This is a genomic window from Rhodococcus sp. G6(2025), from assembly GCF_058628105.1.
Genome location: NZ_CP179751.1, coordinates 443,664 through 462,358, shown reverse-complemented (window position 1 = coordinate 462,358; position 18,695 = coordinate 443,664). Strand labels below are relative to the sequence as shown.

Here is an 18,695-nt window from a genome sequence, read left to right as displayed (position 1 = left end):
ATGGGACTTGAGGTCGAGCAGGGTTGAAGCTGTCGTGGTGATTGCTAAAGAACCATTGAGGAGCCGTGCACGTCGAGCTCCGGCCGGGCCAAGAGCGTTGTCGACCCTTCGCCGGAAATCGACAGGCATCAGCGACCTCGAACGAGGTTGGTCTGGGCCGACCGCGATGGGATACCGAAGTCCGTTCGGCAGGGGGATGCCATCGTTGACGCGAAGACCGGCAGGCCGGGCGGCGGTTGCCAGCGCTCATTCGAGCTAGTGCAGTTCTGTTTGGCACCTGCGGCTCTCGTCGATCTCGATCGGCGGGCCAGGCGACATCGCCTCGGGTGACGGGGTAGTCGCCAGCTTTCGCTGTCCCAGATGCGCGCACCCCATGATCCGATACCGCACGAACACAGCCAATCGTCGCCTCGTGGGACCTTGCGCATGCTGCGAGGACGCCAGTCCAGTTGGGCCCGATCGCACTCCCCCGGCTGGCGAAAGCCCGCGCCTGCACGTTCAGCCTGTCGGTGGCCGAGAGATTGGATCCCGTCCGACATAGCTTCGGCTCGTCGCGGGGAGTCAGGATTGTGCGCGGTTGTCAGTTCGGCGGCGGCAGCGACTGTGCCATTCTCATCCTTTTCACGCTCACCCTTGGGCGAGTTGGAAATCCGTACCGCTATCTCCTCCGTCGAGGAATCGGCGGAACCGGACCCGGCGGCTTCCGCCTGGACGAGCGCACGGCGGTACCGGCTCAGTTCCGTTACAGCCGAGTCGTATTTGATGGAGAGCGTGTCCGCGAGCAGGCTTGGTGACCAGCGCTGCTCGTAGGCCATCCGGAGGATTTCTTTTCGTTCGCAGTTGCGCATCGGGACCGGTTCGCCACCGAGGCGACGAACGATGACGACGTCGTCGGCCGCGACCGCACCCGTGGCCCGCTCGCGCTCGTGACTACGCGCCCTGGGGTTGTCGATCTCGTCGTCGTCCCATCCCAGGGGCGGCACCAGACCTGCTGCGCGTGATTGCTCACGGAGGTCCGTCTCAGGGCCGGGGCGCATAGAAAGCTCGTCGTAGATCTCGTGGACGGCTTCCCACAGTTCACTGGTGATGAGTCCTTTCTCCGGCATCGACGTGACGACGTCGACCTCGACGTTCAACCGACCAGCAAGGGCCGGATCGCCGTAGCCCATGGCATTGAGCGCGCGCAGCCGGCGACGGGCCCCCACCGCTGGTGTCAGATCACGCCCACGGCTCGGGTGAAATGTGATGGAGAGGATGGCGTCTGCGGTGGCGGGTGTGATCGTGCGAGTCGCGGTTCTCCGCAACGACCGGATCGTCGCGACCGGCACAGAGGCCAGGTCAGCAATCAAAGCGGTGGTCATTCCGGCGCCCATCAGGGCGTTGATGTGAGAGCGCACGTCAAGCGTGTCGGCAAGGGTATCGGCGTGACGGGCAGGTGTCCAAGTCTGCCCGTCCCGTCCCCCTGAACCCGAAGGTCGCGATATCCGGAACCACCCGTCGTCGCGAGTCGGCAATGCAGACCGGGCGGGGAATCCGGCCGCGTTCAGTTTAGGTGGCCGAGTGGCGTTCGTAGACGATCGTGAGGCGCGTCCGTGCGAAAAAGTCTCGGATTGGGCGGCTGCAGCGGTAGTCGTCATCGGATGCTCTTTCCGTTTAGCGGCTGGTCAGGCCGCGTGTACGTGGGATCTGTTCGTACGCGAGCGCACCGGAGGTTCGAGTTCAGCAAGCGGCCTTCGCTTCTACTTGTATTTAAACCTCGAATCTAAACCCGGTATACAATGATGGTATCTACATCTTCAATAAGATGTCCACCGATGAACGGAAAATTGCGGTGAGAGGGCCCCTGAATGGCTTCCGCCCTAAAGCCCTCGAGGACGCACGCACCGCTGCTGGAATCACGCGCGGTGACCTTTCCCGCGCAATCGGTGTCGACCCGACCACAATCCACAACTGGGAAACCTCGCGATCGCACCCCCAACCTGATCATCTCGCCCGGGCCGCCGAGCAGCTCGGAATACCACTCGACCATCTCGTCGTCGTTCCGGTGGACAGTCGGACCATCGCCGACCTGCGGAATCTTGCAGGATTGACACAGAAACACGTCGCAGAACGAACTGGACTCAGTACCACCACGGTCGGCCGTATCGAGCGGGGCGAAGGGACCCTGTCCGATCGACATAGCACCGCACTCGCTGAAGTTCTTCGCCTCGACGAACGGACCATCCGTGAAGCGTTCATCCGCGCACGGAATCGGCCGCTTCCCCCTCGCTAACTCCGCAATAATCACCCTGGCGCTCATGCATTGTCTCCACTACGCAACCGTCGCTGCCGGCGAAGATCGATCGATCGTCGCGCTCCGCTCAGCGCGAGAGCTGCAGAGACCACCAGCACTGCCGCGACTACGACCAGCCGGCGTAGATCTAGGCCGGACCCTTCCGTGCCGGGGATAGTCACCAGTGGTGATGCCGAGGCCGCAACCATGAGCCCGTGAGTGAGCAGCCAAGCCGTCGCACTGCTCGAAATCGCTGGAAGACCCGCCACGGCGATGCCCAAAATCAGCGGTGCGGCCATCAACAGAGCCAGTTGGTCCTCGTCGGATAGGCCTGCTTCATTCTGGGCCGATTTACGTGGCGGCTGTGAGTGAGTGGGTTGCATGAAAGGCTCTCCTCCTGAAGTGGGCTTCTGTGTGGAGGAAGATCCGGTCAAGCGGGCTTGTGTGACAGACGTCGGCTCGCTACTTTCACAGCCCAGATCCGTCACACGAAGCGGCGCCGGACGCTGGTTTGAACCTGCCACCGGTCCTCAGACCGATACATCGATGGGTTTGCGAATCGATACGTAGGAGCTATCAGGTAAAGCGAGTTCGCCATACTCATCGGTGTCGCTGCGCCAGGTCAGGGAAAGCAACGAGTGATCGATAATGTCCAGTTCGGGATCGGTGTCGACGACCACCCATTCGTCGAGGTCCTCCATCAGTAATAGGTCCCCGAGTGCCACGTCCGCGGCGCGAACATCGCGGACCGGTCCGTACTGGTTCTCGTTGGTCTGATGTGAATCCGTCCGATCATCGACGAAGTCGGATTCACCGACCATTGCCGTCTCCCGCTCCGTCTCGACCGGCTCCTTGACCAGGGCGAGCCGAGTGTGTGGGGACTCCGAACCCGCGGAGGAGGTTTCACCGAGTTGTGGAGCAGAGAGCCGATCAAGAAACGAAGCGGGATCGGTCGCGCCGTTCGCGGCGGTCAACGGGTAGTAGTCATCGTCGGGCACTCCCGTTACTTCGTTGGTGGGCTCGTCGCCGCCCCCGAGTAGGCCGAGGAGCGCTGTCGGTGATGCGAGACGACGATCGACTTCGTGGGTCATGTCCGCTCTTCTGAGTACGGGATCTAGGTCGGGTCGGTCGGTAGCCAACACCCATTCGGCGTCGATGTAGTCGAAGTAGGTCAGCGGCGCAGGTTCGGAAGTGTCGTCGGCGGCGTCAATGTCGGGCAACTCGTCCGGCGGGACGATCAGCAATCGGGGATGGCGTGTCGCCGGGGGTCGGAGGGTGTTGAGTAGATCGGCCTCGAAGGTGCCCGCGCGCGTCTTACGCGGGTCGGGTACGCGGTAGCACTGAATCTCGATGGGCTGATAGTTGTCCGTGACAGTGGTGCCACGACCGCGGCACTTGCGAGGAACGCTGGTACCGATCGTCGGTGATTGCCACATCATCAGCGCACCTTGTGGTGAAAGCCGACCCATCGAAATGCGCATGGCGAAGTTGTCACGCATGTCACCGATGAAGTACTGCGCATCGGGACGCTGAGTTCCGAAGACCAGATGCACTCTCGCGGTGCGGGCCTTGCGTGCCATAGACGCGAGCATGGTTACCACCGGTGGCAGACGGGGTCCGCCCTTCGATTTGACTCCCATGTACCAGTCCTCGACGTTCCCGCGGAATTCAGCCCATTCGTCGAGGAAGACAAGTACTGGCTCGAAGTCCGTTTCGGTCGCCTCGCCGGTGACAATCTTCTGGTACCGAAACTCCATGAGATCGCGGGCGCGATGGACCAACGCCACTTGCTGCTCGATGGTGGTGGCGACCATCTGCACGTTGGGCCAGTCCTGGAATCCCAGAAACTCGACGTACTTGCCGTCGAGTACCCAGATCGGCCACCCTCGTCGGGAGAAATTGACCAACAGATTGTGCGCGGTGACGGTCTTGCCGCTGCCCGGTGGACCGATCAACATCATGTTCGGGTCGATCGCCGGCCGCCAGACTACTTCGTTGCCGTCCTCGTCGATTCCGTAGGGAATTTCCACCGAGTCGTAACTGGCCAAGAGGTCCGCTTCGGGGTCGAGGTCCGGCGACGGCAACCAGATGCTATCCGGGAACGCAGTGCGTAGCTCGAACCGAACCCAGTCCGTCTCTAGATTCCACCGTGCTCGCCAGCGGCCGGGCAGCGTCGCGCTCACTCCTCGTTCGACTCGTGTCCGGTACCCCTCCGATGCCAACTTCGGGCCGAGCTCATGACGGACCTCCATCGCGGTGACCTCACCAGTGTCGCCGTCGACATCGATCGCCGTTGCGGTCGCGGTCGGCCCCAATAGTTGAGTGACAATCCGCTTGGCGCGCGCGACCTGGTCACTGTCTGACGCTTCCCGTGTCGGTTCGGCGGCAGACCTCAAGATCAACCGTCGACGGGCGGGGTCGTGCTTGTCGAGTTCGAAGAAGCCCCAACCCTGGTGCTCGAAAACCTCGCAAATGTCGGCGAGCCACGTCTCATCATTCAGCGCTTGGGTCGAGTCGTAATGCACGGTAACTTTTTTCGGGTGCCCCGGCCATCCGCGACTCCATCTTGCAGTGGACAGCACCGCCCGCGTCGCCTCCGGCAACCCAACAATCGGGCATAGCCGCTCCACCACCTCGTCAACGTCGGCATCGCGACGCTGTCTCCGTTTGCCTGCCACCCCGGTGCAGGCTGCAGCGATCGACAATCCGGTTGCGGCGGGAGGTGCGAGCGTGCTGTACCCGAACAACGGAGCAGCGGCACAGACACCTACCGCGGTCGTACCCAAGCAAAAGCTGTCGCGGATCCAGGTGCGTGGCCGCGGCGGCAAAGACGGGATTCGGGAAGAACGCGAAAATCGTGCACCGCTTTGCTGCGGTGGTGTTTTCGTCATCAGATGGCCTCAATTTCTCTGATGGGAGGGCACGTAGATCACGAGCAGTTTTGCGGGCTTCATTGCTGCACGCGTAACTCGAATTCGGTTACGCCACGGCCTTGGCGATCGGATCGCGGAAGTGGTTGGTCATGTCCTGAAGGGCCGTGGTGCCTGTTGCATCGACGACGAGCTCCCCGTAGCTCTGGTGCGTTCCGGATCCGATGAATGAGGCGAACTTGAGCCCTTCAGCACCGATCTGGGAGAGGGCGTCTGCACCGTCAGAGCCTGCCAGTGCGGTGAGGCTCGAGGCGAGCCCTCCGAGGTCCCCAGCCTGTGACTGCTGGGTGATCTGCTGTCCGGTCGTCGTGGACGCAGACACTGAACCGAGGTTGGACGCCTCGGTCTTCTGACCACCGTTGAGTGTGCCCACCGCGATCTTCGCGAAGTCGAGGATGTGGGGGAGTGCGCCGAGGCCGGCTCCGATGATGTCGCCGGTCTCGATGGCGCGCCAGAGTTGCTTTTGTAGTTCGCCGGCGGTGTTGGCCAGACCGATGATGTCGAGGTTCCCGACGAGGCCGACGATCATCGAGATGATCTGTGCGGCGCCGGATGGGTCGGGAATCATCGCGATCAGGGCCGCCGCGGTCTTGTAGTCGAGTCCGGCGGTCAGCGTGATGAGTGGCTCGAATAGGAGGTTGATGCGGTCGAACTCGGCGTGGACTGCCTTGACCTTGGCTATTGGATCGAGACCCGGATCGAGAACAATGCGCGGGATCCGGGTGAACAAGATGTCAAGGACTGCAGGGATGTTGTTGGCGAGGTCGAATGCGTTCGTCCCGATGTGTGTGACCTGGTTGATGAGCACGCTCGGCTTGATGATCGAGAGTGCGTCCGACGCGAGTGACAGACCATCAGTCGGAGTGGCGGCCAAGGGGGAGACCTGAGTGGACAAGGTGTCCACCGATGTCTGCAGCTGCTGCACCTGATCCGGCGTGGAGGGATTCTGAACCGTCCGCGTGATGGTGTCCGCGGCCTGAAATGCACTCCTCAGGTCGATGCCTTTGACCTTGTCGACGATCTGGCCGCCGGCGTATTCGGGGGTCGAAGCGTTGGCGGTCTTGAGTGTCTGTTCGACGGCCGGATTCTGGGTGACCCAGCTGGTCGTATCGGCCACCGGAACAAGGGTGTTGGCAATATCTGTCGCCGCCGATTGCATGCTCTCCAGGTCCGGAGCGCCGGACTGCAGCTGATGCTGCAGGGTCTCGATGTTGCCGGCCAATCCCGGAAGGCTGACCTTCGAGTAGTCGGACACCAAGGCGTTCTGCAGACCCGCGGTGGTGGTTTGAGATCCATCGCTCTGCTGCGGACCGGAAGCAGTCGGAGGCTGGGCAAGCACTCGTCCAAGTCCTGCGAGCAATCCATCCTTGCCGGCGTTGGTCGAGCAGTAGAGGTCGCCGGGGGCGCAGTACGAACGCGTGACTGCGGCTGTCTCTCCGAAGCCGCCCGGCCTGGCCCCCGCGATCCCGACACCGTCGACGGGAGGACCGACGAGAGTGTTGTTGCCATTCGAACTCTGCCGTGGGTCGGCAACAAGACCGACAGCGATCAACTTCTCTGCGGGGATCGGTCCCCTGTCGTGTCCGATCAACCATGCCAAGTCGCCGGCCACGTCCGCACCCTGGCTGTAGCCGCCGAGTGCGAACAGGGTGTTCGGGCATTGCGTTGCACGGGTCTGCATCACGCGCGCGCCGGCCGCGATGCCAGATGCCTTACTGGTGGCATAGGTCTTGCCCTTGTTGAAGGCGGACGCTTCGTACGCCGGATAGGTGATCTTGATGGAGCTGCCGAACAGCTGGGAAAGGGGATCGGTGACCTGCTTGAGCAGACCCTTCGCGACGTCAGGATTAGCGGTCGAGTCCGTTTCGAACGTTCCCGGCATCATCACCACTTCCACTGCCGGGCAGCCCGATGATGCTGGCGCCGCCTCGGCCTGACTTGGCGACACAACCGCGATGAGGGAGGCGAGGAGTGCAGTGAGCAAGGAGGCGACGAGCAGGGGCACCCGGGCGCGAGAGTTGGTGCGACCGTCCGCAGAAGTTGGTGCGTGAAGGTGCGTCATGAGTGTTCTCTTTTCGTCAGCGATACAGCGCCGGCACGATGACCCGACCGCTGTCGAGATGGTTGGTGATGTCGCGGGGGAGAAAGTCAGCGACAGTGAGAGCGACTCTGCTCATCGCATGCGAGGACTCGGCGAGCAGTCCGAGACGAGCGATTGTGGGGTGGGTGAGTGCAGCATCGAATTCTCGCGTCGCTTCGAGGAGCACGGACGTTTCGGTCAGAAGAATCGCCGCCGCGATGAAGACCATGACGTGAACAGAGGCGCGAGACTACGGGTCATCAGATCGCCGCAGTAGTCGTTGCAGTCCGACGACGACCGCGTGCAAACCGGGGTCGAGGAGTCGGCTGGTTGGAGGCGACGACACTTTTGCGAATGCGTGTGACCGCGCGGTAGAGCCGCTGGCGAAGCGCTGCCGGAGTCATCCCAATCTCCGCGGCAATCACGGCCAGGTTGCAATCGGTCTGTTCGAGGTATGCCCGCTGAATCAGGGTGCGATCGAGGTCGTTGATGACCTTCTTTTCGACCGCCCAGGAGAGCAGCGCCGGAGCAGAGATATCCGCTTCCGGCTCGTTCTCAGCACTGTCGGACTCGTCCATGACATCGGAGGCGGGGATCTCCTGGGCGAAGGTTTCCTCGCGCGTGATCTTCTTCAGCGTGTGCAGGAAGAGTGCCGCGTAGACGTTCTCACCGGACGGCCTGTAGGTGGCGATCAGTGACATGAACGTGGCCACAGTGGAGGCCGCTCTCTCATCGCACGCGTGATACCGATCGTGCCCACTGACCCGTGCGTGGCGCGTGAGTGAGATGAGCTTGCCGAGCATCAGCTGCAGTAGCGCTCGCCCGGCAAGGGAGCTTCCTTCCTGATGCAGTGTCAGCAGCGCCAGAAGCACACCATCACGATCTCGGCGGTGCGCCGCGGCGAGATCGTTGAGATCCGCGACCTCACGGAGCGCGTCCTGGCTCACCGACCACGTCAAGACTTCGGCGGCGGCTGCGGGGCGAGCGCAGAGGTACATCCACTCCGTGTTCAAGCGGCTGTACAGATTGCTCTGCGCGGTGCTGCGGACCGGCGTTGCCGATGAAGCTGTGGTGGCGGTGGGTACGTGGGTGGACGTTTCCACGATCGGTCTCCTCTGGGCGCGGGCGAGGTGGTCTCGCGCCCAGTACAGCAACCGGATATTGCCTCTGACCTGCGTGTTTGTTGTTGCCGGAGGGGTTGCCCGTTATTGCCAAGGCGTTGTTGCCGTGAAGGTTCCGGCTGTGCGGCGGTGGGCAGGAAGTGCCCCTCACGTGCGCTCTTTCGGCTGAGGCAATAACCCCTTGGCGACTGCAGAAAAAACTTCAAGAGGCTTCGCGAGCGATGTCACTCAAGCCCCCGGACCCGGATCTTCCTCCAAGTAGAACCCCACTTTTCTGTGTGGCGCTCTTCCACACCCCAGTCGCCAGGAGGACCGGATGCACGAGCTCGACAACTCGCTGCAAGCCCAGCTGCACGATCTCGGCTACGTGCACGCCGTTACCGAGGAGATCCGCCGAGTCGCGGCAGCCCTGGCGGTGAACCCTCTCGATGAAGAGGCGAGCACTTCGCTGTGGCTGTTGGTGTTCGTCGAAGCCCCGGCCGCGCGCGCCGCGCTGTCGCGGGCGTCCGCACTCGACGTCACAGTTTCCGTCCCCGATTGCGCAACGTCCGACCCGACGACAGAAGCCGGCATCCGATGAAAATCGACCTCGCGAAAATCAACAACTTCGGCCGCAGGCCCAAGAGCAAGACCGATCCGGCGACCGAAAATGGCGTCGACTCCGTTGTCGACGAAACCGAGGAGTTGGCGCGCGCGGAGCGTGCACAGTGGGGCCTTCGGCAGGTGTGGACCACCCGACTTCTCAAGGCAGGAATCCTCGCCGCACTCGGCGCCGGAACAGTTGCCCTGATCCTCGTCGTCTTCGGATCCTCGCCCACCCCGAACCTCACCGACAACGCCACCAAGGACACCACAGACGTCGACACAATCGGTCAAGCGAAAGCCGAAGATCTTGCTCGGCAGTTCGTCGTTGCCTGGCTCCAGGCATCGCGTGGGAATGAACAAGAACTCGATCATTTCGTCTCGGGAAAACCGAGCCTTCCAAGCGCGCCGTTGTTTGCCGCGACTGATCCGGCCGTCGCGTCGATCGACTACGAGCAGACGTCACGGACATACGCGGTGACGGTCTCGGTGTCAGTTCGAGCCGCCACTGATGCGAATGCGGCCACAGTTCGTCGCTACTTTCAGGTGCCGGTTGTGGTCACCGAAGCGGGCGTGAGGGCCGCCGCACTCCCCGCCGCAGTAGCTGAACCGTCGACCTCGATCGACGTCAAACTCGGCTACAAGTACCGGGTCGCCAACCATCCCATCGCCACGTCCGCTCACGAGTTCCTGTCCGCGATGTTGACCGGCAACGTGGAAGTAGCCCGCTATCTCACACCGGGGGTTTCGATCGCACAGATTGTCCCGGCGCCGTATCGCAGCGTAGCAATCACCGATGTCTATTCGTCGGAAGACCTGAGTACTGCCAGTGCATCGGCACCGCTGCCTGACGGTGATGTTGTGCGCCTCCTGGTGACGGCAGCGCAGAACGTCACAGAGGTCGATTCGGTCAGTGGGCAGTACGCGCTGACGATGACCTCCCGCGGCGGCCGGTGGGAGGTCAGCGCAATTGACGCAACGCCGTTGTACCCGCCGGCGGCACCCCGCACACCATCCTCGTCAACGACCGCACCGAGCTCGACCACACCAAGTGCGGGTGCCCCGGAGTCTGCATCGTCTGATTCAGGTCAGGTTCCCGCATCTGAATCAGGGCAGACCCCCGCACTCTCAGTGCCGGCTGCCGGCGACGTGCCGTTGTTCTCCCCGTCAGGAACCGATCCTCATTCATCCGGAAGGTAACCCATCATGTCCATTGCGCTCGCCGCCACCGATCCCAACAACGCAGTCCTCGCCGTAGGGCTTTTCGACAAGGCGCAGGAGTTCACCAGCGACGGCAAGCTGCTCCTCCAGTCGGCCGCCGGCTGCCTCGTTTTGTTCTTCCTTCTCAAGAATCTGATGGCCTCATTCACAGTTGCCCGACTCATCACATCAGCGCTCATCGGCGGAGCAGCACTGTGGGTCGTCTTCAACATGGACGTCCTGAAGGACTCGACAGGTGAGGAGTTGGAGAGCGCTCCCGCCGCGGTGCACCTCGTGGCCGAGCCGAGTTCCGGCTTAGACCTTCCCGTGTGATCTCCGCTCATTCGCACCGGCTGAAAGACGGCTTGTCTGCAATGACCTCACTGCGCGACCGACCTCTACAAGGAGGCTCCAATGTTCGATGTAGCTAGCACTGCGGAAGCGGGTTCGCGGCTTCGCCGGCACGAAGTCACGAGTGGGCCGGTGCTGCGATGAGCGACGAGCGCACCACCGGGGAAGTCATCAAGAACTTCACCCGCGCTCGCAAGGTGCCGCAGCTGATCGGGCGTACACCCGAGGGACAGAAGCTGCCGTTCGGTCCCTACACCGTTCCGCAGGCCGTCAGCGGCGCAATCGTCGGAGGGCTCCTGTGGCTCCTGCATCCCCTGTGGCTTCGGGACAGCATTTCCTGGAACGTCGGATTCTTCGCCTTCTGGTCACTGGGCACCGTCCTTGTCGTCGGCAAACTCCGGTTTGCCGGCCGGAGCCCCGCCTCAGTGGCACAGGGAATCTGCGCCGCAGCCTTCGCGCCGGCCGGTGCCAAGATCCAGATCAACGGCCGCCGGGTGACCATCCGGCCACCCCACCTCGTGCGTCCGAGTGGCTACATCACTGCCGACCCCACGGCCGCCGAACTCAGCGCCACGGTCGTCCCGCAGGCCGTGCACATCGCCACCGCCGAGGTCACCGAAACCGCATCGGCAGAACCTGTCGCACCACGACCGCAGACCTCCGCTCCGGTGCCCACACCGGCAAGCGGACCCACCCATCGCGCCGGCCGATCGAGCGTCAAGGAACTCCTCGCTCTGGCTGCTGCAGGCACCTCCGAGTAGAAAGCACCGCCACTATGGAACAGCCGACACTGTCAATGACCGCGAACATCCGGTGGACGAAGTCCGGCGTTGTCTGGGCGGACTACGTGCTCACAGGCATCGACTACGGTTACCGCCCCGACGTGGACAAGCGCACTGCTCGTACCCTGCACACGATGCTCGTCCGCGCCCTTCCGGGCGAGTCACTGTTGATGGGCATCGCAGCATCGTTGAGCGCCGAAGTCGTCGTTTCCCGAATGACCGAAGGCGTCGATCTCGATGCACACCCGGACTGGGCAACCGAATGCGAAGCGACTCTCGACTCGATCGAGCTATACCGCCCGGGGCAGAGGATCTACTGGCTGAGCATTCCGCTGACCACACCCAAGGTCGTCGATCAGGTCAAGGCCGCGGCTCATTCGGCCTGGACCACACTCTCCGACTACATCGGGCTGCCGCGGACCGCAATTGACGATGACGAGATCCGGGCCCGTGTCCGGCAGGCCAACCGGATCATGGCCGACATCCCCGGTGTCTTCGATGCGCAACCGGCCACTCCCGCTCAGATGATGTGGCTGTGGCAGCACGCGATGACGCGCGGACTGCATATCGACCCTGACCTGCCCGACGCAGCCGTGACGCCAGGAACAAAGTCAGGTGCCGCACTGTCCGCATGCCGGATCGACGAGGGCGCCCAATCGGATCGAGAGAAGGCGCCGGGTTGGCGAGGCAAGGTCCCGACGTTCAGTCGGGTCCTAAAAGTGGACCAGCCATACGAATTCGTCGACCACCCTGCCTCCTACCAAGTGCTCCTCGCGCTCGCTGACACCCCCGCCGGTGGCGTCTATTTCCCCGGCTCGGAGTTCTTCACCCTCGCTGACGACTTCGGCGATATCGATGTCGATTTCGCCGTACGGCTCAAGGTCACCGCCGGTGCCGATGTCATGCGAGCGAACAAGCGCGCGCTCGAGAACCTGAAGGAGCAGTACGAACAGCGGGAAGGAGAGTTGGCCGGCGGCCAAGGTGTTCTCGACCTCGCTGCCGCCGCGTTGACCGAATACACCTCGTTGCTCGAGACGAACCGCGATGAGGTAGAGGTTACCTGGACGGCGTTGTTCGCGGTAGGAGCTGATTCCGAGGAGCGTGCACTCGCTGATGCGAAGGCATTGGTGAAAGCGTTCGAGCAGCAGGAATACAAGGTGGTCGCACCGGTCGGCTACCAGGAAGACCTGTGGTGGGCGATGTTGCCTGGCGTTCCCACCTCGAAGATCGTCCGCGAGTTCGCGCAGATCACCACGTCGACGCATTTCGCGGCGTACATGCCGTTCATTCGCAACGATCTCGGCGATGGCAGTGGCCCGCTGTTGGCACTGAACATCACCACTTCTCGGATCGGTGTGGTGCACCACGACGTCACCGGAAAGTCGCTGCGCGACCAGTCCGGATCCTTCGCGGTCACCGGTGAGCTCGGATCGGGCAAGTCGGTCACCATGAAGGTGATCGCCGGCCAGGTCGTCGACTGCGGGGGGCAGGTCATCGGTATCGACCAAAGCGATCTCGGCGAGTACGCCAATTGGGCCAAGGCCGTCACCGAGGCAGTCGTGGTCGACCTCGTCGAACCCGAATACAGCATGGACCCACTGAGGATCTTCGAGGCCGGACTCGCAGCAGAAATGGCCCAGTCCGTGTTGTTGACACTGCTCCGAATCCAGCCTTCCTCAGACCTGGGCATCGCACTGGCCAGGGTGCTCGAGCCCGAGTACCGCGCAGAGCACGCCTACCAGGGTTTGGGCGAGCTGACCGAACACCTCCTGTCCGGTGCTTGCCCGATCGCCCACGCCCAAGATCTCGGCGAAGCGATGAACGTCTACGCCCGCCGCACCTACGCGGCGGCACTGTTCGGCAAAGATCTACCCCCGCTGCCCATTACTGCTCCCGGCATCATCTTCCGCACCCACAAGGTCGACTTGCCGACCCAGCTGCAGACCGAGAAGCAGCACCTCTACGAGAACCTGCCGCTGGAGAAGAGGTTCGGTCACGCGGTGTACACCCTGATAGCGAAGGTCGCCCGCGGACAGTGCTTCGCCGACCCCGACCAGATGGCGTTGTTCCTCGTCGACGAGGCACACCACCTCCTGGGCGCCGACGACGGAGTCGACATCGTCGAGGACTTCGTGCTGCAGGGCCGCAAGTCCTCGGCCGCGGTGGGACTCGGCGACCAGGACTGCGCGTTCGGCACCCCGAAGCTGCGTGGACTGATCAAGACCCGCATCGCGCACCGTCATACAGACGAAACCCTCGCCAAGCGCGCCATTGAATGGCTTGGCCTCGACCCGGACGACTACGGACTGGTCAAGCAATACATGGAGCAGACAGCTCCGGCAACCGGAAAAGACAAGTACGTCGAACCGCACCGCCGCGGTGAAGGTTACATGCGCGATGGCAGCGGAAACGTCGGTCGTATCAAGACGCTGCTGCCGGCAACCGAGTCGCGCCGAATTGCAGTGTCGACCACTCCGAAGGACAACAAGCTGGTGAAAGCATGACCGCGGCCGCGGCGTCCTCCCATGAACGGGAGGTGGTCGGCGCCCCCGAACCCCGGGAGTATTTCAGTGCCCGCGCCGCGGCCAAACGCTCACTGCTGTGGCTTGTCACCGCATGGATTCCGCAATCCTGGCTGACCGCACTGATACACCTGACCCGTCCAGTAACCCGCTGGCTGTGGGCACGCTGGTGGAGCCGGCTACTCATCCGCCTCATCGCCGGCTGGCACGCGGCCGGCGCCATCTTGATGATCGTGGCCACCCCGGCTCTCGCCGATCCCGCCGGCGGCGGCGGTGCGAGCCCGTTCTTCGCCTGGATGAATCTGAAAGATTCGCACGGCATCGACGCGTGGGGCTACTTCCTGTCCATCGACAAAGGCAACGCCTCGGTGGGCGGCGGCTGGCGCATGATCTGGGCGTACATCATCACCCTCGAATACGAGGTCTTCCGCTTCCTGATGGCAACGGCCATCTGGTTCATCACCTGGGTGCTCTCGTTCGAATGGCTCGAGCTGATCCTCACCCCCGTGCGCACCATCGCCGACTCGGTCACCTCCATCACCGACCAGTTCGCGCTGACCCCGCTGATGCTCACAGTCGCCGGACTCAGCGTCGCCATCTGGATCATCCGCGGCCGATTCTCCACCGGAATCTACGAGCTCCTCATGTCCTGCGTCATCGCGGCCGCGGCCGTGGGCGTTCTCTCGAACCCGGTCGATCGCGTCCTCGGGGACGACGGGCTGGTGCTGTCGGCGCGAGATGCCGGCCTGGAAGTCGCCTCAGGGCTGGCGAACGGCGGTGATACCAGCGGAAACCCGCAGACAGAGATCGAAACGATCGAATCGAAACTCATCGACACGTTCATCCGCCAACCAACACAACTGATCAACTTCGGAGTCGTTCTCGATGCCCCGGAAAACAACGGGAAATGCGTCAAAGAGTTCGACGCCGCGTACCTCGCGAAGCCAAAGGAGCCTGGACTCGCGGACAAAGCACAGGACGTCGTCTCCGAGATCGCCCCTGGGGCAGGCGTAGCCCTTGACCTGATCAATCCCGACGCGAAACCGGAAGACCGCGTCAAAGATGCCATCGCCAAATGTGAGGGGGAGGACGGGCCGATGAAGGCCTATGCCGACAACCCCGGTCCCGGACAAGCAATGGGCCTGTTTTTCCTGATCTTCGCCGGCGCACTCCTCATGGCCTTCGCGATCTACCTCGCCGGCCGATTGATCATCGCCGCAGGTGTCTCGATCGGCAATGCCATCAAATCGATACCAGGAGTCGTCCTCGCCATCGCACCCTCGATGCGCGGGCAGTTCTGGCGGACCATTGCCAACGTCGCAATGGCGTTGCTGCAGATGATCTTCGCCATCGTCTTCCTCGTGGGATACGTCATGGTCATCGAGGATCTCTTCGCTGCAGACGAATCGAACCTGATCCGCACGGTGTTCTTCGTCGACATCTTCCTGGTCACCGCACTTCTCCTCTTCCGCCGAGCGGTCAAGGGAATGAAGCGAATGTCGGACAACCTGGCAACAATTCTGGCTAAACGGCCCAACGCCGCACCGACCGCCATTAGTCGCTCAACGCCCACCACAGCGCGCGACATCGCTGCGATGGCCGCCAACGGACGCCACATATACCAGGGCGGAAAGGCCGTGGTGAAGGGGGCAGGAGCACTAGCGAAGAAGTCCGGCACTGCCGCGGCAACGACCGGAAAAGTCGCCGCCGGAGCCACGTCGACCGCAGCAACCGGCGGGGCAGCCGCAGTGCTGGTTGCCAGACGGGTCCTCTCCTCGACGGCGAAGCGAGCGAAGAACAAGGTCGATTCGATCGCCGATCCCGACAGCTACCCGAAGTCCACCTCAGGCACGGTCGGTGCCCAGACCGGTCGTGGAACCGCCGGTACGAACGCTGCTGCCGACGCTGTCCGGAGTCGACTGTCGAAAACGGCGGTGTCGGACAAGGCCGGCATCAAGCACCCCATCGGGGTCGCCCCGTCATTGCCGGTCCCCAATCCTGGCCAGGTCCGCGCCTCGGCCACGACGACCAGTAGCCCTGACGGTCGCCGATTCCGCGAATTCACCACCACATCTGGGGCGCCGGTGATGTTGCCGACTACACCGAGCCGCATCCCGCGACCAGCCAGACCCAGCTCTCCTGAATCAGGGATCCCCAACGGTTCAGGGTCGAAGACTGCTCAGCTGCTCGCTGCCGCAGCGCAGTCCGGATCCGCGCCGGTAGTCAAGCCGAGCGCACTGGCCCACCGAGCTCGCTGATGACGCTCCTCGACACACCACCGTCGACCCCGGACACACAGGAAGGCAGCTCGAAAATGTGGTGGTGGCTGCTCGCCGGAATACCCGCCTTCGCCATGGTCATCATGATGGCTCCGATACTGGTCATCCTCGCGACGACCGGTGGTGACACGAATTGCGGTCGACCTGTGCCAGACGCCGGGGGCGGCAGCCTCATGGGAATCAAGCCCGGATCCCTCGCGGTCCCGATGGCCGAAGGCACCTACACAATCAGCTCACCCTTCGGCATGCGCGAGGGAGGCATGCACGACGGCCAGGACTACGCAGCACCACTGGACACCCCGTTCTACGCCGCCGGTGACGGCGAAGTCATCGCCGCCGAGCCCGCCGCCGGCTACGGACACTGGATTCGGATCCGGCACACCATCGAGGGCCAGATCGTCGAATCCCTATACGGGCACATGCAGGCGTCCGGGGTCCTCGTCCACACCGGAGACAAGGTCAAAGCGGGCCAACTGATCGGCAAGGTGGGCAGCGAAGGACAGTCAAGTGGACCGCATCTTCACTTCGGCATCTACCCCGAAGGCTGGTCACTGGGCGGCGGAGTAGATCCCATTCCGTGGCTCAAACAACAAGGAACCATCTCGCCCAATGGAGGACCAGCAGAGCTGGTCGCACATACCGATTCCACCGGTGGAGACCTACCACCGCTGCCCGCCGACAAAGGCAGCGAAGCGCACATGCAGGTCGACTCCATCCGCGTCATGCGCACAATCGCGGCGGCCTTCCCCGAGATCACAACCATCGGCGGATGGCGCCCCACGGACGACGTCGCCCAGGACCACCCCGACGGCCGCGCGGTCGACATCATGATTCCCGATTCCGCGAGCGCCCAAGGGAAGGCGCTCGGCGACAAGATCGCCCTGTACCTCCAACAGAACAAAGTGGCACTCAACGTCGAGTACCTGATCTGGCAACAGCGTTACTGGGATGGCACCGGTGACTGGTTGCTGATGGAGGACCGGCACGGCTACACCGCAAACCACTTCGACCACGTACACGTGACACTCGAGGGCGGCGGGATGCCGACCGCCGACACCCGCTACGGCAGCGCTCCGGGCGGTACGACCACCACGGAGCCGTGCCCGCCAGAGGGCGGTGATCAGACCAAGTTCGCCCCTGGCAGCATCCCGCCGCAATACACCAACGCAGTCTCGGCCGCTGGGTCTCAGTGCCCAGAGGTGAGTCCGGTTTTGGTTGCCGGCATCGTTCGACAAGAGTCCGGGTTCAACGAAAAGGTCGTCAGCAAGGGCGATGGCGCAAACCAGGGCGGCGCCGAAGGAATGAGTCAGTTCATGCCGGAGACCTGGAAGGCATTCGGTACGGATTCCGGTCTAGATCGAAGCGGAAAAGCCGAACCACCGAACGCTGCCGACCCGTTCAATCCGTACGACGCGATCGCCTCGGAAGGGCGCTATCTCTGCTACATCGCCGACTACCTTCGACCACATCACGACAGTGGAGCCGTCAAGGGCGACTTCACCGATCTGATCATCGCCGCTTACAACGGCGGGGAGGGTGCCGTCGTTACATACGGCGGGATTCCGCCGTTCGGCCAGACCCAGGCATACGTGCCGGCCGTGCGTGAGCACATGAAGAAGTTGGCATCCTGACACTCGATCTACCCGGGACCTCATTGCCACACGAGGAATCGGTGCCGTTCACGCGATTCACTCACCGGCACGATCGGCGGTACTCCGAACGCGCCTTTGGTTTGGTATCTCTGCTCACCTTCGGCATCTACTAGAGGCAATATGACGATGCGCAGCGAGTCATGCACTCGTGAATCAGATACCGAAGAAGGTAGTGGTTCGCCCCAAACAGAAATCTCATTATGCCCCTACGGGGTCGGTGTTATAGACATCCGGCGACGATGAGACGGTCCTGGCTAGTGTGACCTGTGATGTCACTAGTTCACTGGGCTCAACGCGTTTCGCATTCCACCGCTGAAGAGTGCCGCTGGGATGCAAAAGGGGTAGTTGCCTGAGCGCGAGAATATCCTTGCGGAGCGGCTTCGCTCCATCCGTGCTCTCTTCGTTGCGCTGTCTGGAGCGTAGCGCACGTGTCAAGAGCTGGCCGGGGCAATTCTGTTGCTGCGCCAGGGAAGTAAGACGGTTGCACACGGTCCGCATGGCGGAATGTGGTGGGACACCTGGGGACGCTCCAAGTAGCGGTGTGTGTACTACATGCGGAGATGTGCACTGACAAGAAAAATGCGGCTTCCGTGTCACACAGGGCCCCCTTGCCGGGATCTTCCTCCGAGTAGGAGAGATCAATTGGCGGTGAGCTTATGTGCCCGCCGGACCAGGAGAGGAGCAGCGCGGAAATGCGTACTGATCAGAGAGCGGTGCACGCAAGGTTGTGGCGTCACGGATCAGCCGTCGGGTGCACCGAGTCGAGGGCTGGCTTTGGCAACGCAAATCATGTCGTCAGTTCTAAGAGTCGGGTCAACGTGCAACCTCGTGGCGATGGCCTTCATCCGGTTTCGGAAAGGCGACCACTTAGCAGACCCGTGACGTCGGCTGCGCTATAGAAGTTTGCTCCCGTCCAGCTAGCAC

13 protein-coding genes are annotated in these 18,695 nt (G+C 62.8%); 8 read left to right on the top strand and 5 right to left on the bottom strand.

The window, feature by feature from the left end; genetic code table 11:
- Positions 1 to 128: 128 nt before the first annotated feature.
- Positions 129 to 1,361, bottom strand: coding sequence for a hypothetical protein (locus tag ACLIVD_RS39130; protein ID WP_491933288.1), 1,233 nt, complete (start codon positions 1,359 to 1,361; stop codon positions 129 to 131).
- 443 nt (positions 1,362 to 1,804) lie between these two features.
- Here ACLIVD_RS39130 and ACLIVD_RS39125 point away from each other — a divergent pair, with 443 nt between their 5' ends.
- Positions 1,805 to 2,272, top strand: coding sequence for a helix-turn-helix domain-containing protein (locus tag ACLIVD_RS39125; protein ID WP_491933287.1), 468 nt, complete (start codon positions 1,805 to 1,807; stop codon positions 2,270 to 2,272).
- 530 nt (positions 2,273 to 2,802) lie between these two features.
- Here ACLIVD_RS39125 and ACLIVD_RS39120 read toward each other — a convergent pair.
- From ACLIVD_RS39120 to ACLIVD_RS39105, 4 genes are all read right to left on the bottom strand, one after another.
- Positions 2,803 to 5,163, bottom strand: coding sequence for a type IV secretory system conjugative DNA transfer family protein (locus ACLIVD_RS39120; protein WP_491933286.1), 2,361 nt, complete (start codon positions 5,161 to 5,163; stop codon positions 2,803 to 2,805).
- Positions 5,164 to 5,251: 88 nt separating this feature from the next.
- A complete protein-coding gene (locus ACLIVD_RS39115; RefSeq protein WP_491933285.1) occupies positions 5,252 to 7,207 on the bottom strand; it encodes a cutinase family protein in 1,956 nt (651 codons plus the stop codon).
- A gap of 73 nt (positions 7,208 to 7,280) precedes the next feature.
- A complete protein-coding gene (locus tag ACLIVD_RS39110; protein WP_491933283.1) occupies positions 7,281 to 7,511 on the bottom strand; it encodes a hypothetical protein in 231 nt (76 codons plus the stop codon).
- Between the two features lie 31 nt (positions 7,512 to 7,542).
- Positions 7,543 to 8,385: a sigma-70 RNA polymerase sigma factor region 4 domain-containing protein gene (locus ACLIVD_RS39105; RefSeq protein ID WP_491933281.1), complete on the bottom strand. Its 843-nt coding sequence runs from the start codon at positions 8,383 to 8,385 to the stop codon at positions 7,543 to 7,545.
- A gap of 334 nt (positions 8,386 to 8,719) precedes the next feature.
- Here ACLIVD_RS39105 and ACLIVD_RS39100 point away from each other — a divergent pair, with 334 nt between their 5' ends.
- From ACLIVD_RS39100 to ACLIVD_RS39070, 7 genes are all read left to right on the top strand, one after another.
- On the top strand, positions 8,720 to 8,983 hold the full coding sequence (locus ACLIVD_RS39100; protein ID WP_016880438.1) for a hypothetical protein: 264 nt from the start codon (positions 8,720 to 8,722) through the stop codon (positions 8,981 to 8,983).
- The gene (locus tag ACLIVD_RS39095) at positions 8,980 to 10,185 is read left to right on the top strand and encodes a conjugal transfer protein (RefSeq protein WP_491933279.1); all 1,206 of its coding nucleotides are present in this window, start codon (positions 8,980 to 8,982) and stop codon (positions 10,183 to 10,185) included. Before ACLIVD_RS39100 ends, ACLIVD_RS39095 begins: the two co-directional genes overlap by 4 nt.
- A 6-nt stretch (positions 10,186 to 10,191) precedes the next feature.
- Entirely contained in the window at positions 10,192 to 10,518 is a 327-nt protein-coding gene (locus ACLIVD_RS39090; protein WP_005563479.1) for a hypothetical protein, read from the top strand.
- Between the two features lie 158 nt (positions 10,519 to 10,676).
- On the top strand, positions 10,677 to 11,297 hold the full coding sequence (locus ACLIVD_RS39085; protein ID WP_491933277.1) for a hypothetical protein: 621 nt from the start codon (positions 10,677 to 10,679) through the stop codon (positions 11,295 to 11,297).
- A gap of 14 nt (positions 11,298 to 11,311) precedes the next feature.
- A complete protein-coding gene (locus ACLIVD_RS39080) occupies positions 11,312 to 13,822 on the top strand; it encodes an ATP-binding protein (protein WP_491933275.1) in 2,511 nt (836 codons plus the stop codon).
- Entirely contained in the window at positions 13,819 to 16,098 is a 2,280-nt protein-coding gene (locus ACLIVD_RS39075) for a hypothetical protein (RefSeq protein WP_491933274.1), read from the top strand. The genes ACLIVD_RS39080 and ACLIVD_RS39075 overlap by 4 nt, the downstream gene beginning before the upstream one ends.
- Positions 16,099 to 16,325: 227 nt before the next feature.
- Positions 16,326 to 17,750 (top strand): VldE C-terminal domain-containing protein, encoded by a 1,425-nt coding sequence (locus tag ACLIVD_RS39070; RefSeq protein ID WP_491933272.1) that lies wholly within the window; start codon positions 16,326 to 16,328, stop codon positions 17,748 to 17,750.
- The last annotated feature ends 945 nt before the right edge of the window (positions 17,751 to 18,695 follow it).